Source organism: Pseudomonas sp. Marseille-Q1929, from assembly GCF_017316265.1.
Classification (GTDB): domain Bacteria; phylum Pseudomonadota; class Gammaproteobacteria; order Pseudomonadales; family Pseudomonadaceae; genus Aquipseudomonas.
This window is the reverse complement of sequence record NZ_JAFLWU010000025.1, coordinates 56403-78268: the sequence shown is the minus strand read 5'-3', so window position 1 is coordinate 78268 and position 21866 is coordinate 56403. Positions and strand designations below refer to the sequence as shown.

General features: G+C 62.6%; 22 protein-coding genes. 10 read left to right on the top strand and 12 right to left on the bottom strand.

Annotated elements, in window-relative coordinates:
* The first annotated feature begins 14 nt into the window (after positions 1-14).
* Together J1G37_RS22900 and J1G37_RS22895 are read left to right on the top strand one after the other, a co-directional pair.
* A complete protein-coding gene (locus tag J1G37_RS22900) occupies positions 15-659 on the top strand; it encodes an NAD(P)H-dependent oxidoreductase (RefSeq protein WP_207045512.1) in 645 nt (214 codons plus the stop codon).
* Positions 598-996 (top strand): MerR family transcriptional regulator, encoded by a 399-nt coding sequence (locus tag J1G37_RS22895; protein WP_207045511.1) that lies wholly within the window; start codon positions 598-600, stop codon positions 994-996. Before J1G37_RS22900 ends, J1G37_RS22895 begins: the two co-directional genes overlap by 62 nt.
* On the opposite strand, the gene J1G37_RS22890 is transcribed toward J1G37_RS22895, so the two are convergent.
* Positions 993-2918: a hypothetical protein gene (locus J1G37_RS22890; protein ID WP_207045510.1), complete on the bottom strand. Its 1926-nt coding sequence runs from the start codon at positions 2916-2918 to the stop codon at positions 993-995. The two genes, J1G37_RS22895 and J1G37_RS22890, sit on opposite strands and share 4 nt — an antisense overlap.
* 196 nt (positions 2919-3114) lie before the next feature.
* On the opposite strand from J1G37_RS22890, the gene J1G37_RS22885 reads away from it, so the two are divergent.
* From J1G37_RS22885 to J1G37_RS22850, 8 genes are all read left to right on the top strand, one after another.
* Positions 3115-3624, top strand: coding sequence for an RNA polymerase sigma factor (locus J1G37_RS22885; protein ID WP_207045509.1), 510 nt, complete (start codon positions 3115-3117; stop codon positions 3622-3624).
* Positions 3621-4553 carry a FecR family protein gene (locus J1G37_RS22880; RefSeq protein ID WP_207045508.1) on the top strand — a complete coding sequence of 311 codons (933 nt, stop codon included), beginning with the start codon at positions 3621-3623 and terminating at the stop codon, positions 4551-4553. Before J1G37_RS22885 ends, J1G37_RS22880 begins: the two co-directional genes overlap by 4 nt.
* 103 nt (positions 4554-4656) lie before the next feature.
* Positions 4657-7086, top strand: coding sequence for a TonB-dependent siderophore receptor (locus J1G37_RS22875; protein ID WP_207045507.1), 2430 nt, complete (start codon positions 4657-4659; stop codon positions 7084-7086).
* A 92-nt stretch (positions 7087-7178) separates the two neighbouring features.
* The gene (locus tag J1G37_RS22870; RefSeq protein WP_207045506.1) at positions 7179-8318 is read left to right on the top strand and encodes a Fic family protein; all 1140 of its coding nucleotides are present in this window, start codon (positions 7179-7181) and stop codon (positions 8316-8318) included.
* Between the two features lie 76 nt (positions 8319-8394).
* Positions 8395-8637, top strand: a complete 243-nt coding sequence (locus J1G37_RS22865) for an exodeoxyribonuclease VII small subunit (RefSeq protein WP_003176346.1) — start codon at positions 8395-8397, stop codon at positions 8635-8637.
* Positions 8634-9521 (top strand): (2E,6E)-farnesyl diphosphate synthase, encoded by an 888-nt coding sequence (gene ispA / locus J1G37_RS22860; protein ID WP_207045504.1) that lies wholly within the window; start codon positions 8634-8636, stop codon positions 9519-9521. The genes J1G37_RS22865 and ispA overlap by 4 nt, the downstream gene beginning before the upstream one ends.
* Positions 9522-9632: 111 nt before the next feature.
* Positions 9633-11531: a 1-deoxy-D-xylulose-5-phosphate synthase gene (gene dxs, locus J1G37_RS22855; RefSeq protein WP_207045502.1), complete on the top strand. Its 1899-nt coding sequence runs from the start codon at positions 9633-9635 to the stop codon at positions 11529-11531.
* 136 nt (positions 11532-11667) lie between these two features.
* Positions 11668-13557 carry a TonB-dependent receptor gene (locus J1G37_RS22850; RefSeq protein ID WP_207045500.1) on the top strand — a complete coding sequence of 630 codons (1890 nt, stop codon included), beginning with the start codon at positions 11668-11670 and terminating at the stop codon, positions 13555-13557.
* 107 nt (positions 13558-13664) lie between these two features.
* On the opposite strand, the gene J1G37_RS22845 is transcribed toward J1G37_RS22850, so the two are convergent.
* The 11 genes from J1G37_RS22845 to nrdR form a co-directional block, all read right to left on the bottom strand.
* On the bottom strand, positions 13665-14453 hold the full coding sequence (locus J1G37_RS22845) for a cobalamin-binding protein (RefSeq protein ID WP_207045498.1): 789 nt from the start codon (positions 14451-14453) through the stop codon (positions 13665-13667).
* Entirely contained in the window at positions 14450-14869 is a 420-nt protein-coding gene (locus tag J1G37_RS22840) for a nuclear fragile X mental retardation-interacting protein 1 (RefSeq protein WP_207045496.1), read from the bottom strand. The genes J1G37_RS22845 and J1G37_RS22840 overlap by 4 nt, the downstream gene beginning before the upstream one ends.
* Positions 14866-15483, bottom strand: a complete 618-nt coding sequence (gene ribA, locus J1G37_RS22835) for a GTP cyclohydrolase II (RefSeq protein WP_016978544.1) — start codon at positions 15481-15483, stop codon at positions 14866-14868. The genes J1G37_RS22840 and ribA overlap by 4 nt, the downstream gene beginning before the upstream one ends.
* Before the next feature lie 129 nt (positions 15484-15612).
* A complete protein-coding gene (locus J1G37_RS22830; protein ID WP_207045494.1) occupies positions 15613-16332 on the bottom strand; it encodes a transporter substrate-binding domain-containing protein in 720 nt (239 codons plus the stop codon).
* 55 nt (positions 16333-16387) lie between these two features.
* Positions 16388-17353 (bottom strand): thiamine-phosphate kinase, encoded by a 966-nt coding sequence (gene thiL / locus J1G37_RS22825; RefSeq protein WP_207045492.1) that lies wholly within the window; start codon positions 17351-17353, stop codon positions 16388-16390.
* Positions 17354-17371: 18 nt separating this feature from the next.
* Entirely contained in the window at positions 17372-17872 is a 501-nt protein-coding gene (nusB, locus tag J1G37_RS22820) for a transcription antitermination factor NusB (RefSeq protein WP_017736636.1), read from the bottom strand.
* Positions 17869-18345, bottom strand: a complete 477-nt coding sequence (ribE, locus tag J1G37_RS22815) for a 6,7-dimethyl-8-ribityllumazine synthase (RefSeq protein WP_003176356.1) — start codon at positions 18343-18345, stop codon at positions 17869-17871. Before ribE ends, nusB begins: the two co-directional genes overlap by 4 nt.
* Positions 18346-18433: 88 nt before the next feature.
* Positions 18434-19525 (bottom strand): bifunctional 3,4-dihydroxy-2-butanone-4-phosphate synthase/GTP cyclohydrolase II, encoded by a 1092-nt coding sequence (gene ribBA / locus J1G37_RS22810; RefSeq protein ID WP_207045490.1) that lies wholly within the window; start codon positions 19523-19525, stop codon positions 18434-18436.
* Positions 19526-19540: 15 nt separating this feature from the next.
* Complete coding sequence (locus J1G37_RS22805; RefSeq protein ID WP_207045488.1) at positions 19541-20215, bottom strand: riboflavin synthase; 675 nt, start codon at positions 20213-20215, stop codon at positions 19541-19543.
* A gap of 45 nt (positions 20216-20260) precedes the next feature.
* Positions 20261-21397 (bottom strand): bifunctional diaminohydroxyphosphoribosylaminopyrimidine deaminase/5-amino-6-(5-phosphoribosylamino)uracil reductase RibD, encoded by a 1137-nt coding sequence (gene ribD, locus J1G37_RS22800; protein WP_207045486.1) that lies wholly within the window; start codon positions 21395-21397, stop codon positions 20261-20263.
* Positions 21394-21858, bottom strand: coding sequence for a transcriptional regulator NrdR (nrdR, locus tag J1G37_RS22795; protein WP_017736640.1), 465 nt, complete (start codon positions 21856-21858; stop codon positions 21394-21396). The genes ribD and nrdR overlap by 4 nt, the downstream gene beginning before the upstream one ends.
* Between the last annotated feature and the right edge of the window lie 8 nt (positions 21859-21866).

Here is a 21866-nt window from a genome sequence, read left to right as displayed (position 1 = left end):
CAGGACACCCCACCATGCCCCACCGCATCCTGGTCATCCTCGGCCACCCCGCCACCACCAGCTTCTGCGCCGCCCTCGCCGAGACCTACACCCACAGTGCAAAAAACGCCGGTCACGAGGTGCGTGTCTTACGCCTGGGCGAGCTGGATTTCGACCCGATCCTGCACAACGGCTACACCCAGATCCAAGCCCTGGAACCCGACCTGCTCAGCGCCCAGGCCGACATCCTCTGGGCCACTCACCTGACCTTCGTGTTCCCGATCTGGTGGGGCGGTATCCCGGCGTTGTTGAAAGGCTTTATCGACCGTATTTTCCTACCCGGCTTTGCCTTCAAGTACCGCGCGGGCAAGGCATTCCCCGACAAGCTATTAGCTGGTAGGACTGCACATTTGTTGGTGGCCCTGGACACGCCGCCATGGTATTACCGCTGGTTCTACCGCATGCCGGGCGTGCATCAGATGCGCAAGACCACCCTGGCGTTTTGCGGGATCAAGCCGAGTAAGACGTTGCTGTTCGGGCCGGTATTGGGATCGACACCCGCACAACGGGAAAAATGGCTGCAACAGGCCGGCGCACTCGTGGGAAAAGGGAGTTTTCATGTACATCGGCAAAGCCGCGCAACTGTCAGGCACGACCATCAAGGCGATTCGGCACTATGAGGCGATTGGCCTGTTGCCGCCGCCCCAACGGGAGGGCCAGTACCGGGTCTATTCCGAGCAGAGTGTCGAGCTGCTGATGTTTATCAAGTGCGCGCAACAGCTGGGGTTCAAGCTCAAGGAGTTGCAGGAAATCCTCCACGACGACCCAGGAAATACGCTTGCGCAGCAACGTGCAGCACAGGCGATTACGCAGAAAAAACACGAGTTGGTCACGCAGATTGCAGCCCAGCAAAAGGTACTGGCCGGCTTGCTGGCCTTTGAGGCCAGCCTGGACGGTGCGCAAGGGCAATGCCAGTTCGAACGCCTGGTTGAAACTGGCCGCCCGTCACGGTCTTAGTTGAGCACGTCGCCCCATTTGCGTTGCACTTCACGTTCGCGGTCGACGCTGATACGGGTCAACGCGTCCACCCAGGCCACTGCGCCGTTGTTGGCTTCCCGCAGCAACGACATGATGTCGTCCATCTCGAAGTCGCCCGGTTCGGCGGTGTGGGTGTGTTCGTCCAGCATCTTCCTGACCAGTTCATTGAGCTGCTGCTTGCTCGCCACCTTTGTCATGATCAGCAACATGGGCATCACATCATCATCGACGTTAAAGGCGCTGGCGGGGTTGTGCTCTTCGTAGCAACTCAAAATGACGCCGAAACCGTTGAGGAAGCTTTCCAGAATCTTCTCTTGGCTGCGCACCGCCTCGGGCACTTTGTGGAAGGAAAAGCCGTACATCAGGGCCAAGGCAAAAAAGACCTGGTCCTCGACTTTCTTGTCGGGGAAGCCGATCAGTTTTTCGGCTTTGGGCAGCAGCGCGTCAAGGAAACCGATGGGCAACTGCCAGATGAATTCGGCCTCCGGGTCGTCGTGCAGTTCTTGCTTGAGCTCCTGCAAAATCGCGCGCAAGGCCTCGATCGGTTTTTGCCCCGGGCGCACCTCGGGCTCGTCGTCCATCAGCAGGTCGTCGAGGTCGGCGTGATAGCCACGGCTCACCGGCGTGATATCCGGCAACGCGGCGATGCGTTCAGCTTCGCCGACCAGTAGTTTGTCGAGGAGCTTGTTGCGGTTTTCCAGCACGAAGCGCACGAAGGTTTCTTCCTTGAGCGCCAGGCGCACCACACCCGGCAGGAAGGCATAAATGAACCCGCCAAGCTTCTCGACGTTCGCATCATCACGCAACGCAGCGAGGGACGCTTCGCCGGTTTTCTCCTTGAGGAACGGCAGGATCTTCGGCTTGTTTTGCTCGATGGCGACGGCGACGTAGCCCAGCAGTTTGTCCTTGGCGCCGGCTTTTTTCTGTTGCTCGGCGGGGCTCTGTACGTCGGTGTCTTCGATGACTGCCAGGGCGAAGATTTCTTCGGCCTGCGCAGGCTCAGGTTCAGACGCGACGATCTGGGGCAGCGGGATGTCATCGCCCGAGGCTTGGCGTGCATCCACCAACGCTTGGTCGATCAGTGAGAAAAACTCGCCCAACTCCTTTTCGCCGACCTGGGTGAAGGACCCGACCTTACGCGCATTGATGTAAAGATCGCGCTTCTCCACCGACAGCCCTTCCAGGTGGCGCCAGAAAAACAGGCGCGGCGCTTCAAACACCATTTTCAGCGCCAGCTTGCTCTCGCCCATCAGCACGCCTTCCTTGGCGCCGCCGAACAGGGTGTCGTCGATCAGCACCAGCACTTCATCTTCACGCATATTGGCGCCGTAGGACTCCAGCGCCGCGTGCAGTTTTTTCTGCGGGATGTGCGGGCGCACATAGACGCGCTCCAGGCCCAGGCGCTCGGCCAGGTTGACCGTCATTTGCACCACGGCGTCGACTTGTGCAGCGCTCAATTCCTGGCTGCCGGCAGCCTTGGCTTCAGCGCGTTTGACCGAGGCCGGTGGCTGATCGGCGGACTGGCTGCGCATCCACTCCAGCACCAAGGTGAAGCACTGATTGAGATCGCCCTTGTCCGGCATGTTGAAGGCAATCGCCTGACGCTTGTTGAGGAAGAGTTTGCTGCCCTGAATCTCCAGGGACTGCACTTCGCTATAGGCATAGCTGACAGCGTCGCTGAAGGTTTCGCGGATCGCCAGGCAGTCGTGCCCGATCAAGCAACCATCCTTGCCGCTGCCGAACATGGTGTCGTCGATCAATACCACCACGTCGCTGGGGTCCAGCGTCAGATCGTAAGCCGCCAGGGCATTGCTCAGCAGCTTCTTGGGAATATTCGGCGCGACATGCACACGCCCCGAGCTTGAGTACTTTTTGGCCTGCAAGAACGCCAACAACGACATATCCCTATCTCCTCAAACGCGCTTTTTTTGCCTGCACTGTCCACGGGTGGCTGCAGGTCGTGGCGCAGAATAGCACTAGGCCATTACTGTGATAACCGCCTCTGCCACACACTGGCGTCGCGAACAGGTGTTCTTGCGACAATTTCTCATTAGCACTACCATCCCTTCCCCCACCCCCAGAGCGGCCCTTCCTGCCATGTCCGACGACCCCGGCAACCGCAACCTCGGCCCGCTCTATCGCCGTCACCGCAATGAACTGCTGGCTTACCTCACCCGCCGGGTGAACTGCCGCGAAACCGCCAACGACCTGCTGCAAGACGCGTTTATCCGCCTGATGAACAGCGAAGTCGCCAAGATCGGCAACGTGCGGGCCTTTTTGTACCGGATCGCCAACAACCTGAGCATCGACCATGCCCGCCGCAACCGCGTACGCGGCATTCGCGACGAACAGGAGCTGCAGGACCTGGCCGGTGACGCCGACCCGCAAGGCAGTGCGATCGCCGGAAATACCCTGGAGCATTTGCAGCGCCTGATCGATGGGCTGCCCTCGCCCACCCGTGAAGTGTTTCTGCTGGCCCGGGTCGAGCAACTGAGCTACAAGGAAATCGCCATTCGCCTGGGCCTGGATGCCCGTGCGGTCGAGCGGCATTTGAACAAGGCGATGGCCCATTGCGCGGCGGTCCTGCAAGGCAACGAGTCCCAATGAACAATCACCCTGCACCTTCGCCGTCCGAACGTGATCAGCAAGCGCTGGATTGGTGGACGTGCCTGCGCAGCGCAGACGTCAGCGCCGAGCAGCGCAACGACTACGAACTGTGGCGTGCGGACCCGCTGAATGCCAATGCCTACCAGAATGTGGAAATGCTCTGGCGCCTGCTGGAGCAACCGGCCCACGCAGTACGCCGCAGTGAACGACGCCGGCCGCTGCCGCGACGCACGCTGTATGCCGCCGCTGCCTGCGTGTTGCTGGCCTTCGCCACGCTGATGCTGGCGACACCGCCGCTGAACACCTGGGGCAGCGATTACGCCACGGCCACCGGGCAGCAGCAGGACATCGCCCTGGCCGACGGTTCACAGGTGCACCTGGACAGTGACAGCGCCGTCGATATCAGCCTCAACAACGATGAACGCCGCGTGCACCTGTTGCGCGGGCGGGCGTTCTTCGACGTGAGCCACGATGGCCGACCGTTCGTGGTGCAAACCGGCATTACGCGGGTGCGCGTGCTGGGCACGGCGTTTGCCGTCAGCCATGGCGCGGCCCAAGACGAAGTCACGCTGCTGCGCGGCCGCGTCGAAGTGATGGGCGGCGGGCAACATCAGGTGCTGCAACCGGGCGAACAACTCAAGGTCATCGAGGGCCAGGTGCAAGCGCCGCAAGCCGTCGATGCCGAGCGCCTGCTGGCCTGGCGCGACGGCCAACTGCGCGTGCGCAATGCACCGCTGCGCGAGGTGCTGGAGGAGTTGATGCGCTACCAGGGCGGCCGCGTGATCTGGCTCGACGAACAGGTCGGGCAACGGCCCATCAGCGCCAGCTTCAACTTGAACCAGATTGACAGCGCCCTCGACGCGTTGATCAGCACGCAAAAATTGCGCACCACCGCGCTGACCCGTCGCGTGCTGATCGTGCGCGGTTGAGCGTCACGCAAAAATTATTTTCACCTCCCACGGTAATTCGGCTGCCTGCTGCGTCTTACCCCGCACTTAGGAAGCATTATCATTTGTAGTCCGGGGAGGATGTATGCCGTATTCACAGGTCACGGGGTTCAACTACTTACCGCTGGCGGTCGCTTTGATGGCGGCCGGCTTGCCGCTTTCCTACGTCCAGGCGGCCACGCCGGTGACAAGCGCGGCGAGCAGCCAGCGATTGACGTTCAACATCGCCGCGCAATCGCTCACCGACGCGCTGGACCAGTTCGCCCAGCAAAGCGGCTACCAAGTGCTGTACGACGCTGCCCAAGCCAATGGCCTGCGGTCTGCTGAACTGCACGGCGACCATACGCCGCAGCAAGCGCTGGTCATTCTCACCGGCGGCACCCACGCCCGCTACAGCCAGCCAAACGCCAACAGTTTTGTGATCGATATCCCGGCCAGTGCGAGCGACACCCTGCAATTGGCGCCGGTGAGCATTTCCGGCAAGGCGCCCGGCTCCACCACCGAAGGCACCGGTTCCTACACCACGCAGTCGTCCAGCAGCTCCAACCGCCTGAACATCGCGCTCAAGGAAACCCCGCAGTCCGTCACGGTGATCACCCAACAGCGCATCGCCGACCAGAAACTCTCGAACCTGACGGACGCCATGGAGGCCACCTCCGGCATCACCGTGGTGCGCGAAGGCCAGGGCGCAGACTCCGACGCCTATTACTCGCGCGGTTTCGCCATCAGCAACTTTGAGATCGACGGCGTGCCTACCTCGTCGCGGATGGACAACTACACCCAAAACACCGCCATGTACGACCGCGTCGAAGTGGTCCGCGGCGCCACCGGCCTGATCAGCGGCATGGGCCAACCGTCGGCCACCATCAACCTGATCCGCAAGCGCCCCACCGCTACGCCCCAGGCCAGCATCAGCGGCGAAGCCGGCAGTTGGGACCGCTACGGCACGTCGGTGGACGTCTCCGGGCCGCTCACCGACGCCGGCAACATCCGTGGGCGCATGGTGCTGGACTACAAGAACCAGCACTCCTGGGTCGAACGTTATAAACAGGACACCAACCTGGTCTACGGCATCAGCGAATTCGACCTCAGCGACAGCACCCTGCTGACCCTGGGTTTCAGCTACCAGACCGTGCACACCAACGCGCCGCCGCGTAGCGGTTTCCCACTGTTCGACAGCGCTGGCGGGCGTACGGATTTCAAACGTTCCTACAACACCGCCACCGATTGGTCGTTCTACGATCACGACCAGACCAGCTATTTCGCGTCCCTGGAGCAGCAGTTCGATAACGGCTGGAGCGCCAAACTCGACTTCACCCGCACCGAGAATAAATACGATTCGGCCATCGACTTTCTCTCCGGCAACCCCGACCCGGTCACCGGCCTGGGCGGCGTGGTGATCCCCAACAAATTCCAGGGCAACCCCAAGCAGAATGCAATTGACGCCTATGTCACCGGCCCGTTCGAATTCCTCGGGCGCGAGCATGAATTGATCGCCGGGATGCAGCTGTCGCAAATCCGCAATACCAACGCCCCGGACTACGGCGGCTGGATGCGCGCCTGGACCGGCTACGACGGCACCCTCGGGCCGATCTACGACTGGAACGGCAGCGCGCCCAAGCCCGACTTCGAAAAGAAGGGCAAAGAGGACTTCAAGGAAAACCAGTACTCGGCCTACCTCACCTCGCGCTGGCACCTCAATGACGCCACCAGCCTGATCCTCGGCGGGCGCCTGATCAACTGGAAGCAGACTGACGACGTTACCTACAGCGCCGCGGGCTACGACGACATCCACCTCGACCGCGAAGAAAACGGCGTATTTATCCCCTACGGTGGCCTGGTCTACGACCTCAGCGACCGCTGGTCGGTATACGGCAGCTACACCAAGATCTTCAGCCCGCAAAGCGACCAGACCGTCAGCGGCTCCTACCTGGCGCCGCTGGAAGGCACCGGCTATGAGCTGGGCATCAAGGGCAGCTTCAATGACGACACGCTGAACACCAGCCTGGCGTTGTTCCGCCTGGAGCAAGACAACCTCTCACAGCCCGACGGCAACAAGCTGACGCCCACGCTGTTCCAAGCCTACAAAGCCGTGCAAGGCACCACCACCCAAGGTTTGGAGCTGGAACTCAACGGCGAACTGGCCCCGGGCTGGAACGCCGCCGGCGGCTACACCTACAGCGTCAGCACCGACGCCGATGACCAACGCATCGCCACGCAAATCCCCCGCCACAGCGTGAAACTGTTCAGCACCTACCGCCTGTCCGGCCCGCTGGACAAACTGACCGTCGGCGGCGGCTTCAACTGGCAGAGCAAAACCGGCTTCGACCTGAGCTACTACACCCAGGAAAGCTACGCCGTGGCCAACCTGATGGCGCGCTACGACATCACGCCAAACCTGTCGGCGTCGGTGAACCTCAACAATGTGTTCGACAAGGAGTACTTCACCACCACCAGCGCCGGGGTTTATGGGGCGCCGCGCAATGTGATGACGGGGTTCAAGTACGATTTCTGACGGTGGACGGTGAGCCGAATACATTGCACAATCGGCTCACCAAATGAGCCGAATAGCCTCTTTATTCGGCTCACCCACTCAGGTACTGCTCCATGGACCACCCCTTCTGGGTCTGGCAACACGCCGACTGGCCGCACTTCCACTGGCAACCGGTTCGCCTGGCGGTCTTGTTGCGCGAGTGCGGGCAAGCCCAAGGCAAGCTGCTGGGCATGCTCGGCACCGTCAGCCAGGCGGTCAACGCGCAGAATGAACTGGATGCGTTGCTGCAAAACATCCTGACTTCTTCGGCAATCGAGGGGGAGCAGTTGAATGTGGGCTCGGTACGCTCGTCCCTGGCGCGACGTCTGGGTTTGGAGCCGTTGAAGGACGCCCGCGTCAGCCGCCGCAGCGAAGGCCTGGCTGAGCTGATGCTGGATGCCACGCAGCAATTCGCCCAACCCTTTACCCTCGCCCGCCTGTTGAATTGGCATCATTTGTTGTTCCCGACGCCTGAAGCCGGCTTCGCCGCGCGCGCGCTGAATATCGGCGCATTGCGCGGGGATGAGCCGATGCAGGTGGTGTCGGGGCGGCTTGATCGACCGACGGTGCATTTCGAAGCGCCGCCGCGCAAAGGCCTGGAACACGCGCTGGATGAGTTTCTGCAATGGTTCGAAACCAGCCGTGACCAACCGGAGCTTGATCCGCTGGTCCGCGCCGGCGTCGCGCACTTCTGGTTTGTCACGCTGCACCCGTTCGACGACGGCAATGGTCGCCTGACCCGCACTATCACAGACCTGGCATTGGCCCAGGGTGAGCACCAGGCCATTCGTTTTTATGCCATGTCAGCCAGCATCCTTGAGGACCGCGCGGGTTATTACCAGGCGCTGGAGTCGAGCCAAAAGGCCACGCTGGATATCACCGACTGGCTCGAATGGTTCCTCAAGACCTTGCTGCGCAGTGTGCAACAAGCCATGGCGCGGATTGACCGGGTACTGGACAAGAGTCGGTTCTGGCAGCAGCACCGCGACCTCGTGCTGTCTGCCGAGCAGATCAAGGTGCTCAACCGCTTGCTGGATGGCGGGGAGAAGGGCTTTGAACATGGCATCAGCGCCGCACAGTACCAGGCCGTGGCCAAGGTATCGAAGGCGACCGCCACTCGTCACCTGGCTGATCTGCTGGAAAAAAACTGCCTGGTGCGATTGCCCGGCGGAGGCCGTAGTACGCGCTATCAAATCAATGCATTGGGCGTTTGAGCCACCCCGCTCATTTGCCCCAAATCCCCATGTCTGCTAGTGTCGCGCCGGTTTACCGTCTACCGGAATAGCCGCCATGGCCCGCAAAAAAGTTGCACTCGATTTCGAACAATCCCTCGCCGACCTGCAAACCCTGGTCGAGCGTCTGGAGAACGGCGAGTTGTCGCTGGAAGACTCGTTGACAGCGTTTGAGCAAGGCATCGGCCTGACCCGCGACTGCCAGAGCGCCTTGGCGCAGGCGGAGCAGAAGGTCCAGGTGCTGCTGGAGCGTGACGGGGAGTTGGCCGAAGAACCTTTCGATGCGGAACAGCCGGAATGATCGACGCGTATCAGGCCAGTAGCCAAGCCCGGGTCAATGCGGCGCTGGAGCCCTTGTTTGTTGCGCCAAGCCCCGAACTCAAGCGTCTTTACGAAGCCATGCGCTATAGCGTGATGAACGGCGGCAAGCGCGTGCGCCCATTGCTGGCGTATGCCGCGTGCGAAGCCCTCGGCGCACCGGCCGAGCAGGCCAATGGCGCGGCCTGTGCGGTGGAGTTGATCCACGCCTATTCCCTGGTACACGACGATTTGCCGGCCATGGACGATGACGATCTGCGTCGCGGCCAGCCAACCACCCATAAAGCCTTTGACGAAGCCTGTGCGATTCTCGCCGGTGACGGCCTGCAAAGCCTGGCGTTCAGCGCCCTGCTGGACCCAACGCTGAGCAGCGTCAACGCCGAGATCCGCTTGCGCATGGTCACCGCCCTGGCCGTCGCCGCGGGCCCCGCCGGGATGGTCGGCGGTCAAGCCATCGACTTGGGTTCGGTCGGCCAGAAGCTGGATCAACAGGCCCTTGAATACATGCATCGCCACAAGACCGGTGCACTGATCGAAGCCGCCGTGCACCTCGGTGCCCTGGCCAGTGGCCGTGCTGAAACTGAACAACTGGCAGCGCTAAAGACGTATTCCCGCGCCATCGGCCTGGCGTTCCAGGTGCAGGACGACATCCTCGACGTCGAAAGTGACACCGCCACCCTGGGCAAACGCCAGGGCGCCGACATCGCACGAGACAAACCGACGTATCCGGCATTGCTCGGGCTTGAAGCCGCCAAGGACTATGCCCTGGAACTGCGCGACCAGGCCCTGGCCGCCCTGCGACCTTTCGACGCGGCGGCCGAGCCCCTGCGCGACCTGGCGCGGTATATCGTCGAACGCCGGCACTGATCAGGGCGGCCATTGCAGCCGCATATCAGCCAAGTTCGGCGCTCTGCGTGGGCAGTTTGCGATGCTTGAGGTAAACTGCCGCCTCTTCTTATACCTATAACGATTCGCCTGATGCCCACGACGTTTCAAGAGATTCCCCGCAAGCGCCCGTCCACGCCCCTGCTCGACCGTGCTGCCACGCCGGCCGGCCTGCGTCGTCTGGGTGAAGCCGAGCTGGAAACCCTGGCCGATGAGTTGCGCCTGGAATTGCTCTACACGGTCGGCCAGACCGGTGGGCATTTCGGTGCCGGCCTGGGCGTCATCGAGCTGACTATCGCCCTGCATTACGTGTTCGACACCCCGGACGACCGGCTGGTGTGGGACGTGGGCCATCAGGCGTATCCGCATAAAATCCTCACCGGCCGCCGCGAGCAAATGGGCAGCCTGCGCCAGAAGGACGGCATTGCCGCCTTCCCGCGTCGCTCCGAGAGCGAATACGACACCTTTGGCGTCGGCCACTCCAGCACCTCCATCAGCGCCGCGCTGGGCATGGCCATTGCCGCCCGCCTGCAAGGCAGCGATCGCAAGGCGATTGCGGTGATCGGTGATGGCGCGCTGACCGCCGGCATGGCCTTCGAAGCGCTGAACCATGCGCCGGAAGTGGACGCCAACATGTTGGTAATCCTCAACGACAACGACATGTCGATCTCGCGCAACGTCGGTGGCCTGTCCAATTACCTGGCCAAGATCCTCTCCAGCCGCACCTACGCCAGCATGCGTGAAGGCAGCAAGAAGGTGCTCTCGCGTCTGCCTGGCGCGTGGGAAATTGCCCGGCGTACCGAAGAATATGCCAAGGGCATGCTGGTGCCCGGCACCCTGTTCGAAGAGCTGGGCTGGAACTACATCGGCCCGATCGACGGCCACGACCTGCCCACCCTGATCGCCACGCTGCGCAACATGCGTGACCTCAAGGGCCCGCAGTTCCTGCACATCGTCACCAAAAAAGGCAAAGGCTTCGCCCCGGCGGAAGTCGACCCGATTGGCTACCACGCCATCACCAAGCTGGAACCCGTGGACGCCCCCGCCGCCGCGCCGAAAAAGGCCAGCGGGCCGAAGTATTCCGGTGTGTTCGGCGAATGGCTGTGCGACATGGCCGCCGCCGACCCGCGCCTGGTGGGCATTACCCCGGCGATGAAGGAAGGCTCCGACCTGGTGGCGTTCAGCGAACGTTTCCCGCTGCGTTACTTCGACGTGGCGATTGCCGAGCAGCACGCCGTGACGTTCGCGGCTGGCATGGCCTGTGAAGGCGCCAAGCCAGTAGTGGCGATCTACTCCACCTTCCTGCAACGCGGCTACGACCAGTTGGTGCATGACGTCGCCGTGCAGAACCTCGACGTCCTGTTCGCCATCGACCGCGCAGGCCTGGTGGGCGAAGACGGCCCGACCCACGCCGGCAGCTTCGACTTGTCCTACCTGCGCTGCATCCCCGGCATGCTGGTGATGACGCCGAGCGACGAAAACGAACTGCGCAAGATGCTCAGCACCGGCCACCTGTACAACGGCCCGGCCGCCGTGCGCTACCCGCGCGGCAACGGCCCGAATGCGGTGATCGAGAAGGACCTGGAGCCTATCGAGATCGGCAAAGGCATCGTGCGCCGCCAAGGCAGCAAGACCGCGTTCCTGGTGTTTGGCGTGCAACTGGCCGAAGCCCTGAAAGTCGCCGAGAAGCTCGACGCCACTGTGGTCGATATGCGCTTCGTCAAACCGCTGGATGAAGCCCTCGTACGCGACATCGCCGCCAGCCACGAGCTGCTGGTGACGGTCGAAGAAAACGCCATCATGGGCGGTGCAGGCGCGGCCGTCAGCGAGTTCCTGGCGCGGGAGAATATCCTCAAGTCGGTGCTGCACCTGGGCTTGCCCGATGTGTACGTCGAACACGCCAAGCCGGCGCAGATGCTGGCGGAGTGCGGGTTGGATGAAGCTGGGATTGAAGCGTCGGTTCTGAAACGTACAGCTCTACTAGGCCTGTAAACCCGATCAAAGTGTGGGAGCTGGCTTGCCTGCGATGCAAGCGCCTCGGTACATCAGACATACCGAGGTGATGCTATCGCAGGCAAGCCAGCTCCCACATTGGTTTTGCATTGTTTTTAAAGGTTATGGATTGACCATGAAACGCCTGCACCTCGCCCTGCTGTTTCTACCCGCCCCCGAACTGCTCGCCGACACCCTCGACCAAGCCCTGAACCTCCCCGACGTTGTCATCAGCGCCAACCGCCAGGTCCAGGCGCGCAACGACAGCAGCGCCGCCAACACGGTATTCACCCGCGACGATATCGACCGCCTGCAACCCACCAGCATGACCGATCTGCTCAGCCGCGTGCCCGGCGTACAAATCGCCCCCACCGGCGGGCGTGGCAGCTTGCCGGGGGTTTATATTCGCGGCACAAAATCCGCCCAGAGCCTGGTGCTGGTGGACGGCCAGCGCATCGCCAACACCACCTCCGGCGACAGCGGCCTGCAATACCTGAATGTCGATCAGATCGAACGGGTGGAAGTGTTGCGTGGCTCACGCTCGGTGATCTACGGCAGCGACGCGATTGGCGGGGTGATCCAGGTCTTCACCCGGCGCAATGCCGAGCAAGGTCTACAGCCGCGCTTGAAGCTGGGCTTTGGCAGCAACCAGACCTGGGAGCGCAGCCTCGGGCTGTCCGGAGGTGATGACCGCACGCGGTTCAACCTGGGCGCGAGCCTGGATGAAACGGCGGGCATCAACTCGACCCATACGTCATTCCCCAGCGATGGCGACCATGATGCCTATCGCAACCAGTCCATCAGTTTGAACCTCAGCCACACCTTCAGTGATGAGTTGGCGGTGGGCTTCAACCTGCTGGATAGCCGTGGCAAGTCCGAATACGACAACAGCTTCGGCCGTTATGACTTCGCCAGCGGGCAAAGCGTTGGGCAAAAACCCTACACCGACTACACCGTGAGCAGCGCCAGCGGCTATGTCGATGCGCGCCTCAGTGAGCGCTGGCAATCGCGCCTCGAACTGGGCCACAGCGAGAACCGCGACACCAAGCGTGACACCCTCAGCGATGAGTTCAGCGTGTTCAACACCTACCGCGACTCGGTCAACTGGCAGAACGACCTGACCCTGAACGAGCAGAACAGCCTGATACTCGGCACGGATTGGTACGAAGACCGTTTCCACGGTTCCACCACCTTTACCGAAAACAGCCGCTGGAATCGCGCCGCGTTTGTGCAGCATCGCTTCCACGGCGCGTGGTTCTCTACGGAGTTGGGCCTGCGCCGCGACCAGAACCAGCAATTCGGCGTGCAGAACAGTTGGAGTGGCACCCTGACCTTGCCGCTCAACCCAGATAACGACCTGTTGCTGAGCTACAGCGAGGGCTTTCGCGCGCCCACTTTCAACGACCTGTATTACCCGGACACGAAGTACAGCAACCCCAACCTGCGGCCCGAAACCTCCAAGAGCTATGAGCTGCAATGGCGTAGCCAATTGAGCGACAGCACGCGCCTGGAGGCCTCGCTGTACCGCACCGACCTGCGCGATGCGATCATCCTCGACAGCGCCAGCAAGCCGCAAAACGTCGCAGCGGCACGTATCAATGGCTTTGAGGCCGCGCTCAAGCAAGAGCTGTTTGGCTGGCAAGGCAACCTTGGGCTATCGCTCATCGACCCGCGTGACCGCGACAGTGGCCACACCTTGGCCCGTCGGGCACGTCGTACGTTGAGCCTGGACCTTGACCGGCAGTTCGACCGGCTGGGCGTGGGCGCCAGTTGGCAGGCAATCAGCGGCAGCTATGACGCGCAGGACAATACACAGCGCCTGGGCGGTTATGCGCTGCTGGGGTTGCGCAGCAGTTGGGCGTTGAATCGGGAAGTGGCGTTGTCGCTGAAGGTCGATAACTTGCTGGACAAGTCGTTCGCGCGGGCGATGTATAGCTATGACGATGTGGACTTCAAGAACAATCAGGCTTATCGGGAAGAAGGCCGGGTGTGGATGGTTGGGGTGACCTGGACACCTGAGATCTGAGTTGGCTGTACCGGCGCCATCGCAGGCAAGCCAGCTCCCACAGTTGACCGAGTTGTTTGAACGGTACTCGGTCAACTGTGGGAGCTGGCTTGCCTGCGATAGCGGTCTCACAGTTTAGGCGATATCACCTGACACAACCTCGCCACCGCCTCCACCATCTGCCCACTGGGCCGCTCCAGCCCTTTATCCGGCACCAACCGCACGCGCACAGCCATGTTTGGCCAGACACGCCAGGCATCCTTCTGCGCCTGATCCCCCACCAGAATCATCTCCGGATCACGCTGCAGCACCGACTCGATGCTCACCTGCGGCGCGGGCAATGTGAGGTCATCAAACACATTACGTGCGCCGCAAACGCTTAGCGCATCGCTGATGATCTGCCCGCCACCCACGGTGTAAAGCGGTTGGTTCCATACCTGGTAAAACACCCGCAATGGCTCGGCACGCTGATACCGCTGACGTAACTCGGCCAAGCGCTGGCGCAACTGCGCGGCCAGTTGGCGACCCGCATCGGCACGGCCCAACCGGTCCGCGATGGATTGGACCTGGCTGGCGAGCTGTTCAAGGCTCTGGGGTTCGGCCACGTAGACGGGGATGTTCAAGCGCTGCAATTGCTCCCGCTGAGCCGGGCCGACGCTGCCGGGCCAGAGCAGGATCAGGTCGGGCTTGAGGCTGAGCAGGCGCTCGATGTTCAACTGGCCGTAGTGACCGACCGACGGCAGCGTCGCCAGGGCTGCGGGGCGTTCGCCGCCATCGAGCACGCCCACCAGCAAGTCGGCGGCGCCCAGTTCAACCACGATTTCAGACAGGGATGGCGCCAGGCTGACCACGCGTTCGGCCGCCAGCGCCTGGACGCTGCCTACCAGCAGCAGGAGCGCCAGCAGGTGACGCCTCATCCCAGTTGACGGGGGATGCGATAGAGGTAAAACAGCACCAGGGTCGAGAGCGCCAAAAGAAACAAAGGCACCGCCTCCAGACCGACAAATACCGCCAGCGCACCGATCCAGGCGGGCACGGCGGCAATCAGCAATGCGGTACGCCGACGGGCTGCGAGGGTGATCCAGGCGCCAGGCTCTTCAGGGGTGTCGAGGGCTTTCGAGGTGGCGATCAGTGCGTGTTTATAGCCATGGAAATAACGCAGGCTGAGAAACATCGAGGCCACGCCGGCGATAAAGAACGGCATGGCCAGCACGGGCAGCAAGGATTCGGCTTGGCCGAACACCAGGTTGATCACAAACAAGGGCAGCAGCGCCAGGGCCAGGTACTGCCACCAGTTGAAGGACAGTCGCCGTTTCACCTGGCCACGGGTCACGCGCGGTCAACCTCGCCCTGATGCTCGTTGCCCATCATGTGGTCGAGCTTGCTGGCCTTGGTGGCCAGGTAGAGTTTGTTGTGCGGGTTGTGCCCGGTGTGCAGCGGCACGCGCTCGGCGACGGTGATGCCCATCTCGGTCAAGGCTTTGACCTTGCGCGGGTTGTTGGTCATCAGGCGCAGGGATTTGACCCCCAGGTGTTCGAGCATCGGCAGGCAGATCGCGTAGTCACGCTGGTCGGCGGCAAAACCCAGGCGCTCATTGGCCTCGACGGTATCGGCGCCGCCATCTTGCAACTCGTAGGCGCGGATCTTGTTCATCAGGCCAATGCCACGGCCTTCCTGACGCAAGTACAGCAGCACACCACGGCCTTCACGGGCAATGGCGCGCATCGCCGCTTCAAGTTGCGAACCGCAGTCGCAACGCTGGCTGAACAGGGCGTCACCGGTCAGGCACTCGGAGTGCACGCGGCCCAGCACCGGAGCGCCGTCAGCGATATCGCCGAGGCTGAGCACGACGTGCTCGCGTCCGGTGGCTTCTTCAAGAAAGCCGTTCATGGTGAACGTGGCAAAAGGGGTAGGCAGCTTGGAAGCGGCGACGAAAACGACGGGCACCGTGTGCTCCTGATTTCAGTTTTTACAAAGGCGGCCATTGTAACAGCAGGTTCCTACAGACGCTTAAGCTGAATGATCGTTGATAAAGATCAATAGGTTCGATTGGCCTTCCACTCGGTTCTATGCAGGTCAGAACGGGTAAGGTTGCTTCCAGCGCTCGAAGACCGCCTTCAGTTCGCCGCTTTTTACCAACGCCTCGACCCGCTGGTCATACACCGCCATCAACGCCCGTCCCCGCTCAGTATCGGCAAAGCCGATGTACAGTGGCAGCTCGGCAATATGGGTGAGCTGGAACTTTGATGGCTCGCTGGACTGGCTGAGGACGTACTTGGCTTCGGTCAATGCATCGATATAGAAGTCAGCACGACCGTGTTGCAGCATCGGCAGGATGCCATCACGACGCTCGATCTGGTTGAAGCGGCGCACGTTGCGCAAGTACTCCTCGTACTTATAGCCACGCACCCAGGCCAGGCGGTAATTGCCCAGTGTGGCCGCAGTTGGCGTCGGCGTGCCGGCCAGGCCGAGGGCGTAGATGTGATCGGAGTCGAAATTCCAGTGGGGGTAGAGCACGCCGGTGGCTTCGTCCCGGTAGGAACCGACCCAGCCATCCACCTCGCCGCGTTGGGCCAGGCCGACTGAACGGGTATACGGCACGGTGCGGGTTTGCAACTTGATCCCGGCCGGCTCGAACACTTCGCGCAACACGTCCCAGGCCAGGCCGCTGCCGTCAGCGTTGGTGTAGTCGTCCCAGGCTTCACTGGCCAGCACGACTTTGCCGGGAGCCTCTTCGGCGTAGGCCAGAGGCATGAAGGCGCACAGCACGATCAACAGCCAGTGGCGCACATCCATGATGACAAGCTCCTACTCCGGAAAGACCCAGTAGAGATTAGCGCAGGTCGCCGACTTACGGCGCTTCGCGAAAGTGCTGATAGCCACGCACGACCGGGGTGATGTCCTGGCCGTTGCCGTCCAGCAGCGTCACGCCCTGCCCCGCCTCGACCCGGCCGATCACATGGATCGGCCAACCGTCCGCCAGCAGCGGCGCCAGTTCGCCAGGCGGCAGGGTGAACGCCAGCACGTAGTCGTCGCCCCCGCTCAAGGCCGCCACACGCGCGTCGTCGTCACCGACAAACGCCAGCAACGCCTGGGACAACGGCAACCGCTGGCGTTCGATCAACAGGCTGACAGCCGACGCCTTGGCGATATGCCCGCAATCGGCCAACAACCCGTCGGAGATATCCATGGCCGAGGTCGCCTTGCCCCGCAACGCCAGCCCCAACGCCAACTGAGGTTGCGGCGACCAATAGTGCGCCAGCAACGGCTCGGCAATCGCCGCCTCGGCGCTGCGCTGGCCCAAGACCAGTGGCAAGGCGCCAGCGGCATTGCCCAACTCACCGCCCACACACAACACATCGCCCGGCTGCGCGCCGCTGCGGGTCAACGCTTGCCCGGCGGGCACCCGGCCAAACACGGTCAGGGTCAGGCTCAGCGGGCCGCGCGTGGTGTCACCGCCGACCAGGCGCACGCCGCAGCTTTGCGCCATGGCGTTCAAACCCTGGGCATAGCGTTGCAGCCAATCGGCATCGACCGTCGGGGTGGTGAGGGCAAGGGTGAATGCAAGGGGATGGGCGCCCATGGCGGCCAGGTCGCTCACGGCCACGGCCAACGAGCGCTGGCCGAGCAGGAACGGGTCGCAGGGGTCGGAAAAATGCACCCCGGCCACCAAGGTATCGGTGGAGATTGCCAGCTGCTCCCCGGCGGGGAGCGCCAGCAAGGCGCAGTCGTCGCCGATCCCCAGGGCAATGCCTTCGCCGCCCTGCGCACAAGGCGCGGCGGCGAAGTATTTGCGGATCAGCTCGAACTCACCCATCAAGGATTCAAGCGCGGATTAGCGCTTGTACGCCTTCACTTCGGCTTCACGCAGGCGCGGGGCCAGCTTGTCGAGCACGCCGTTGACGAACTTGTGACCGTCGGTCGAGCCATAGACTTTCGCCAGTTCGATGCCTTCGTTGATCACGACGCGGTACGGCACGTCAACGCGGTACAGCAGTTCCCAGGCAGACAGGCGCATCACGCACAGTTCAACCGGGTCCAGCTCTTCGATGGTCAGGTCCAGGCAAGGTGCCAGGGCCGTGTCGATCTCGGTCAGGTGCGCATGCACACCGTGCAGGATGTCGTGGAAATACGGCAGGTCGGCGAAGGTAAAATCGTTGTCGACGCGAAACTGCGCTTCGATTTCGTTCAGCGAAGTACCGGCCAGGTGGCGCTGATACAGGGCCTGGGTCGCCAACTGGCGAGCAGCGCGACGCTTCTCGTTCTTGGACGGCTTACCGGCATCGGCTGGACGTGGCTCGCGCGGGTTGAAGTTGTCGCTCTCGTCGGAAATCACTTGGCCTCCAACTGCGACAGCAGGCTGACCATTTCCAGGGCGGACAGGGCAGCTTCAGCGCCTTTGTTGCCGGCCTTGGTGCCGGAACGCTCGATGGCTTGTTCGATGGAGTCCACAGTCAGCACGCCGAACGCAACCGGCACGCCGAACTCCATGGACACCTGGGCCAGGCCCTTGGTGCATTCGCCAGCCACGTATTCGAAGTGCGGAGTACCGCCACGAATGACCGCGCCCAGGGCGATGATCGCAGCGTATTCACCCTGCTGCGCAACTTTTTGCGCAACCAGTGGAATTTCGAAGGCGCCAGGCGCACGGATGATAGTGATGTCGCTCTCGCTCACACCGTGGCGAACCAGGGCGTCCACGGCACCGCTTACCAGGCTTTCAACCACGAAGCTGTTGAAGCGGCCAACTACCAGGGCGTAGCGGCCTTTGGGGGCGATGAAGGTACCTTCGATGGTCTTCAGGGTCATTCGACAAATCTCTTAAAGAGCCGGGACGCACAAACGGCGTCCCTTAGTGATGATTTAACCGCGAACAAGGGGCAGGAATCGCCGGCCTTTATTCGGAGGGCACGTATTCTACTACTTCCAGGTCGAAACCGGATATGGCATTAAATTTCATCGGTGCACTCATCAGGCGCATTTTGCGCACGCCGAGGTCACGCAGGATCTGCGAACCGGCACCGACAATGCTGTAGGTGGTCGGTTTTTTCACCGGCGCGTGGTCGGCGGTTTCGCGGATATGCGCCAGCAATACATCGCCATCCAGTGGGTGGCCAAGCAACAACACCACGCCACTGCCTGCCTCGGAAACCGCAGCCATGGCGGCGCGCAGGCTCCAGCGGCCCGGCTGCTTGACCATCAGCAGGTCGCGCAGCGGGTCCATGTTGTGCACGCGCACCAGGGTCGGCTCTTCGGCGCAAATGGTGCCCAGGGTCAGGGCCATGTGCACGTCGCCTTCCACTGAATCACGGTAGGTCACCAAATTGAATTGGCCCAGTTCGCTGTCCAGTGGCTGCTCGGCAATCCGCTGAACGGTACGTTCGTGGATCATCCGGTAGTGGATCAGGTCGGCAATGGTGCCGATCTTGAGGTTGTGTTCGGCGGCGAAGGTTTCCAGTTCCGGGCGACGGGCCATGGTGCCGTCGTCGTTCATCACTTCGCAGATCACCCCGCTTGGCTCGAAACCGGCCATGCGCGCCAGGTCGCAGGCGGCTTCGGTGTGGCCGGCGCGGGCCAGGGTGCCACCGGGCTGGGCCATCAGCGGGAAGATGTGGCCGGGGCTGACGATGTCTTCGGCCTTGGCGTCCTTAGCGGAAGCGGCTTGCACGGTGCGCGCGCGGTCAGCGGCGGAGATACCGGTGGTCACACCCGTCGTGGCTTCGATGGACACGGTGAACTTGGTGCCAAAACCCGAACCATTACGCGGCGCCATCAACGGCAGCTTGAGCAGTTCGCAGCGCTCGCGGCTCATGGGCATGCAGATCAGCCCACGGGCGTGCTTGGCCATGAAGTTGATGTGCTCGGGCTGGCACGCCTCGGCGGCCATGATGATGTCGCCTTCGTTCTCGCGGTCTTCGTCATCCATCAGGATGACCATCTTGCCTTGGCGGATGTCTTCAACCAGTTCTTCGATGCTATTGAGCGCCACGCGGCACCCCCTTGGTCAGGATTTCAGGTAGCCGTTAGCGGCCAGAAAACTTTCGGTGATGTTACTCGGCCCTTGAGAAAGGCTTGGCTCTGCGGCCTTATCGCCAAGCAGAAGGCGCTCCAGGTAACGGGCAAGCAAGTCCACTTCCAGGTTCACCCGGCGACCTGGCTGGTAAGACGCCATGATGGTTTCGCTGAGGGTGTGGGGAATGATGGTCAGTTCGAATTCGGCGCCGTTCACGGCGTTCACGGTCAGGCTGGTGCCGTCGACAGTGATAGAGCCTTTGTGGGCGATGTACTTGGCCAGTTCCTTCGGCGCACGAATTCGGAATTCGACTGCACGGGCGTTCTCACTGCGGGCCACGACTTCGCCGACGCCGTCGACGTGGCCGCTGACCAGGTGGCCACCCAGGCGGGTGGTCGGAGTCAGGGCTTTTTCCAGGTTCACCGGGCTGCCGGCCTTGAGGTCGTTCATCGCGGTGCAGTCCAGGGTTTCCCGGCTGACATCGGCGGCAAAACCGTTGCCTGGCAACTCGATGACGGTCAGGCACACACCGTTGATGGCGATGCTGTCGCCCAGTTTGACGTCGCCGAGGTCCAGCTTGCCGGTTTCAACCGACAGGCGTACGTCGCCGCCTTTTGGGGTCATTGCACGGATGCTGCCGATGGATTCGATGATGCCGGTGAACATGGCCTTCTCCTGGAAAACGTTACCGCGCTGGGCGCAGGCAGAAAATTATACGCTCGCTGCAGGAACAGGGATGGCAGTGACTCGCCAGTCATCGCCCACAGCGCGCATTTCAGTGATCTTGAGTTGGGGGGCGTCTGCCAGTTTCTCAAGCGGCCAGTCCAGCAAAGGCCGGGCGGCAGAGCCGAGGAACTTGCCGGCGATGAAAATCACGTACTCATCCACCAGGCCTTGCTGGGCAAAGGCACCCGCCAGGCTTGGCCCGGCTTCCACCAACACTTCGTTGACGCCACGGGCCGCCAGGGCGACCAGCGCCGAACGCAGGTCGACCTGGCCCTCGACGCCCGGCACCACCAGGCATTCGGGGCCACGGGGGAACTGGTTTTCCGCGGTCACGCAGGTGATGACCAATGCCGGGCCGGCCTTGAAGAACGGTGCGTTGAGCGGCACCCGCAGGCGACCGTCGATCAGCACGCGCAACGGCGGGCGCGACATGGCGAGCGCGGTGGTTTCCGGGTCCAGGCCCAGCTCGGCGGCGCGTACGGTCAGGCGCGCACCATCGGCCAGCACCGTGTCGGCGCCGGTCAGCACCACGCTGGCCTCGGCACGCAGGCGCTGCACGGCGGCGCGGGCGGCGGGGCCGGTGATCCATTGGCTCTCGCCGCTGGCCATCGCGGTGCGGCCGTCCAGGCTCATCGCCAGCTTGACCCGCACAAACGGCAGGCCGTGTTCCATGCGTTTAAGGAAACCGGGGTTCAACGCGCGCGCTTCGCTTTCCAGCACGCCGCTGCGGGTTTCGATCCCGGCCTGGGCCAGACGCTGCATACCGCGCCCCGCCACTTCCGGGTTGGGGTCCTGCATGCCGGCCACCACGCGCGCCACGCCGGCACTCACCAGCGCATCGGCGCAGGGCGGCGTGCGGCCGTGGTGGCTGCAGGGTTCGAGGGTCACGTACACCGTGGCGCCACGGGCCTTGTCACCGGCGGCGCGCAGGGCGTTGGGCTCGGCGTGGGGCTCGCCGGTGCGCTCATGCCAACCTTCGCCGACAACCTGCCCATCGCGCACGATCACGCAGCCGACCCGAGGGTTGGGATGGGTGGTGTACAGGCCCTTGCGCGCCAATTCGAGGGCGCGGGCCATGTAGTGAGCGTCGAGGACAGCTTGTTCGGCAGACGGAGGGGTCATTGTTTGGCAGGCTCACGGGCCAGGCGGTCGATTTCTTCGCGGAACTCATTGAGGTCCTGGAAGCGTCGATACACCGAGGCGAAACGGATATAGGCGACTTCGTCGAGCTTTTGCAGCTCGCCCATCACCAGTTCTCCAACCACCAGGCTCTTGACCTCGCGCTCGCCGGTCGCCCGTAGCTTGTGCTTGATATGCACCAGCGCGGCTTCCAGGCGCTCGACACTCACCGGGCGTTTTTCCAGGGCGCGCTGCATACCGGCGCGCAGTTTGTCTTCGTCGAAAGGCTGGCGGCTGCCGTCGGACTTGATCAGGCGCGGCAATACCAGTTCGGCGGTTTCGAAGGTGGTGAAACGCTCACCGCAGGCCAGGCATTCGCGCCGGCGACGCACTTGATCGCCCTCGGCGACCAGACGTGAGTCAATGACCTTGGTGTCGTTGGCACCGCAGAAGGGACAGTGCATGGTGGCAG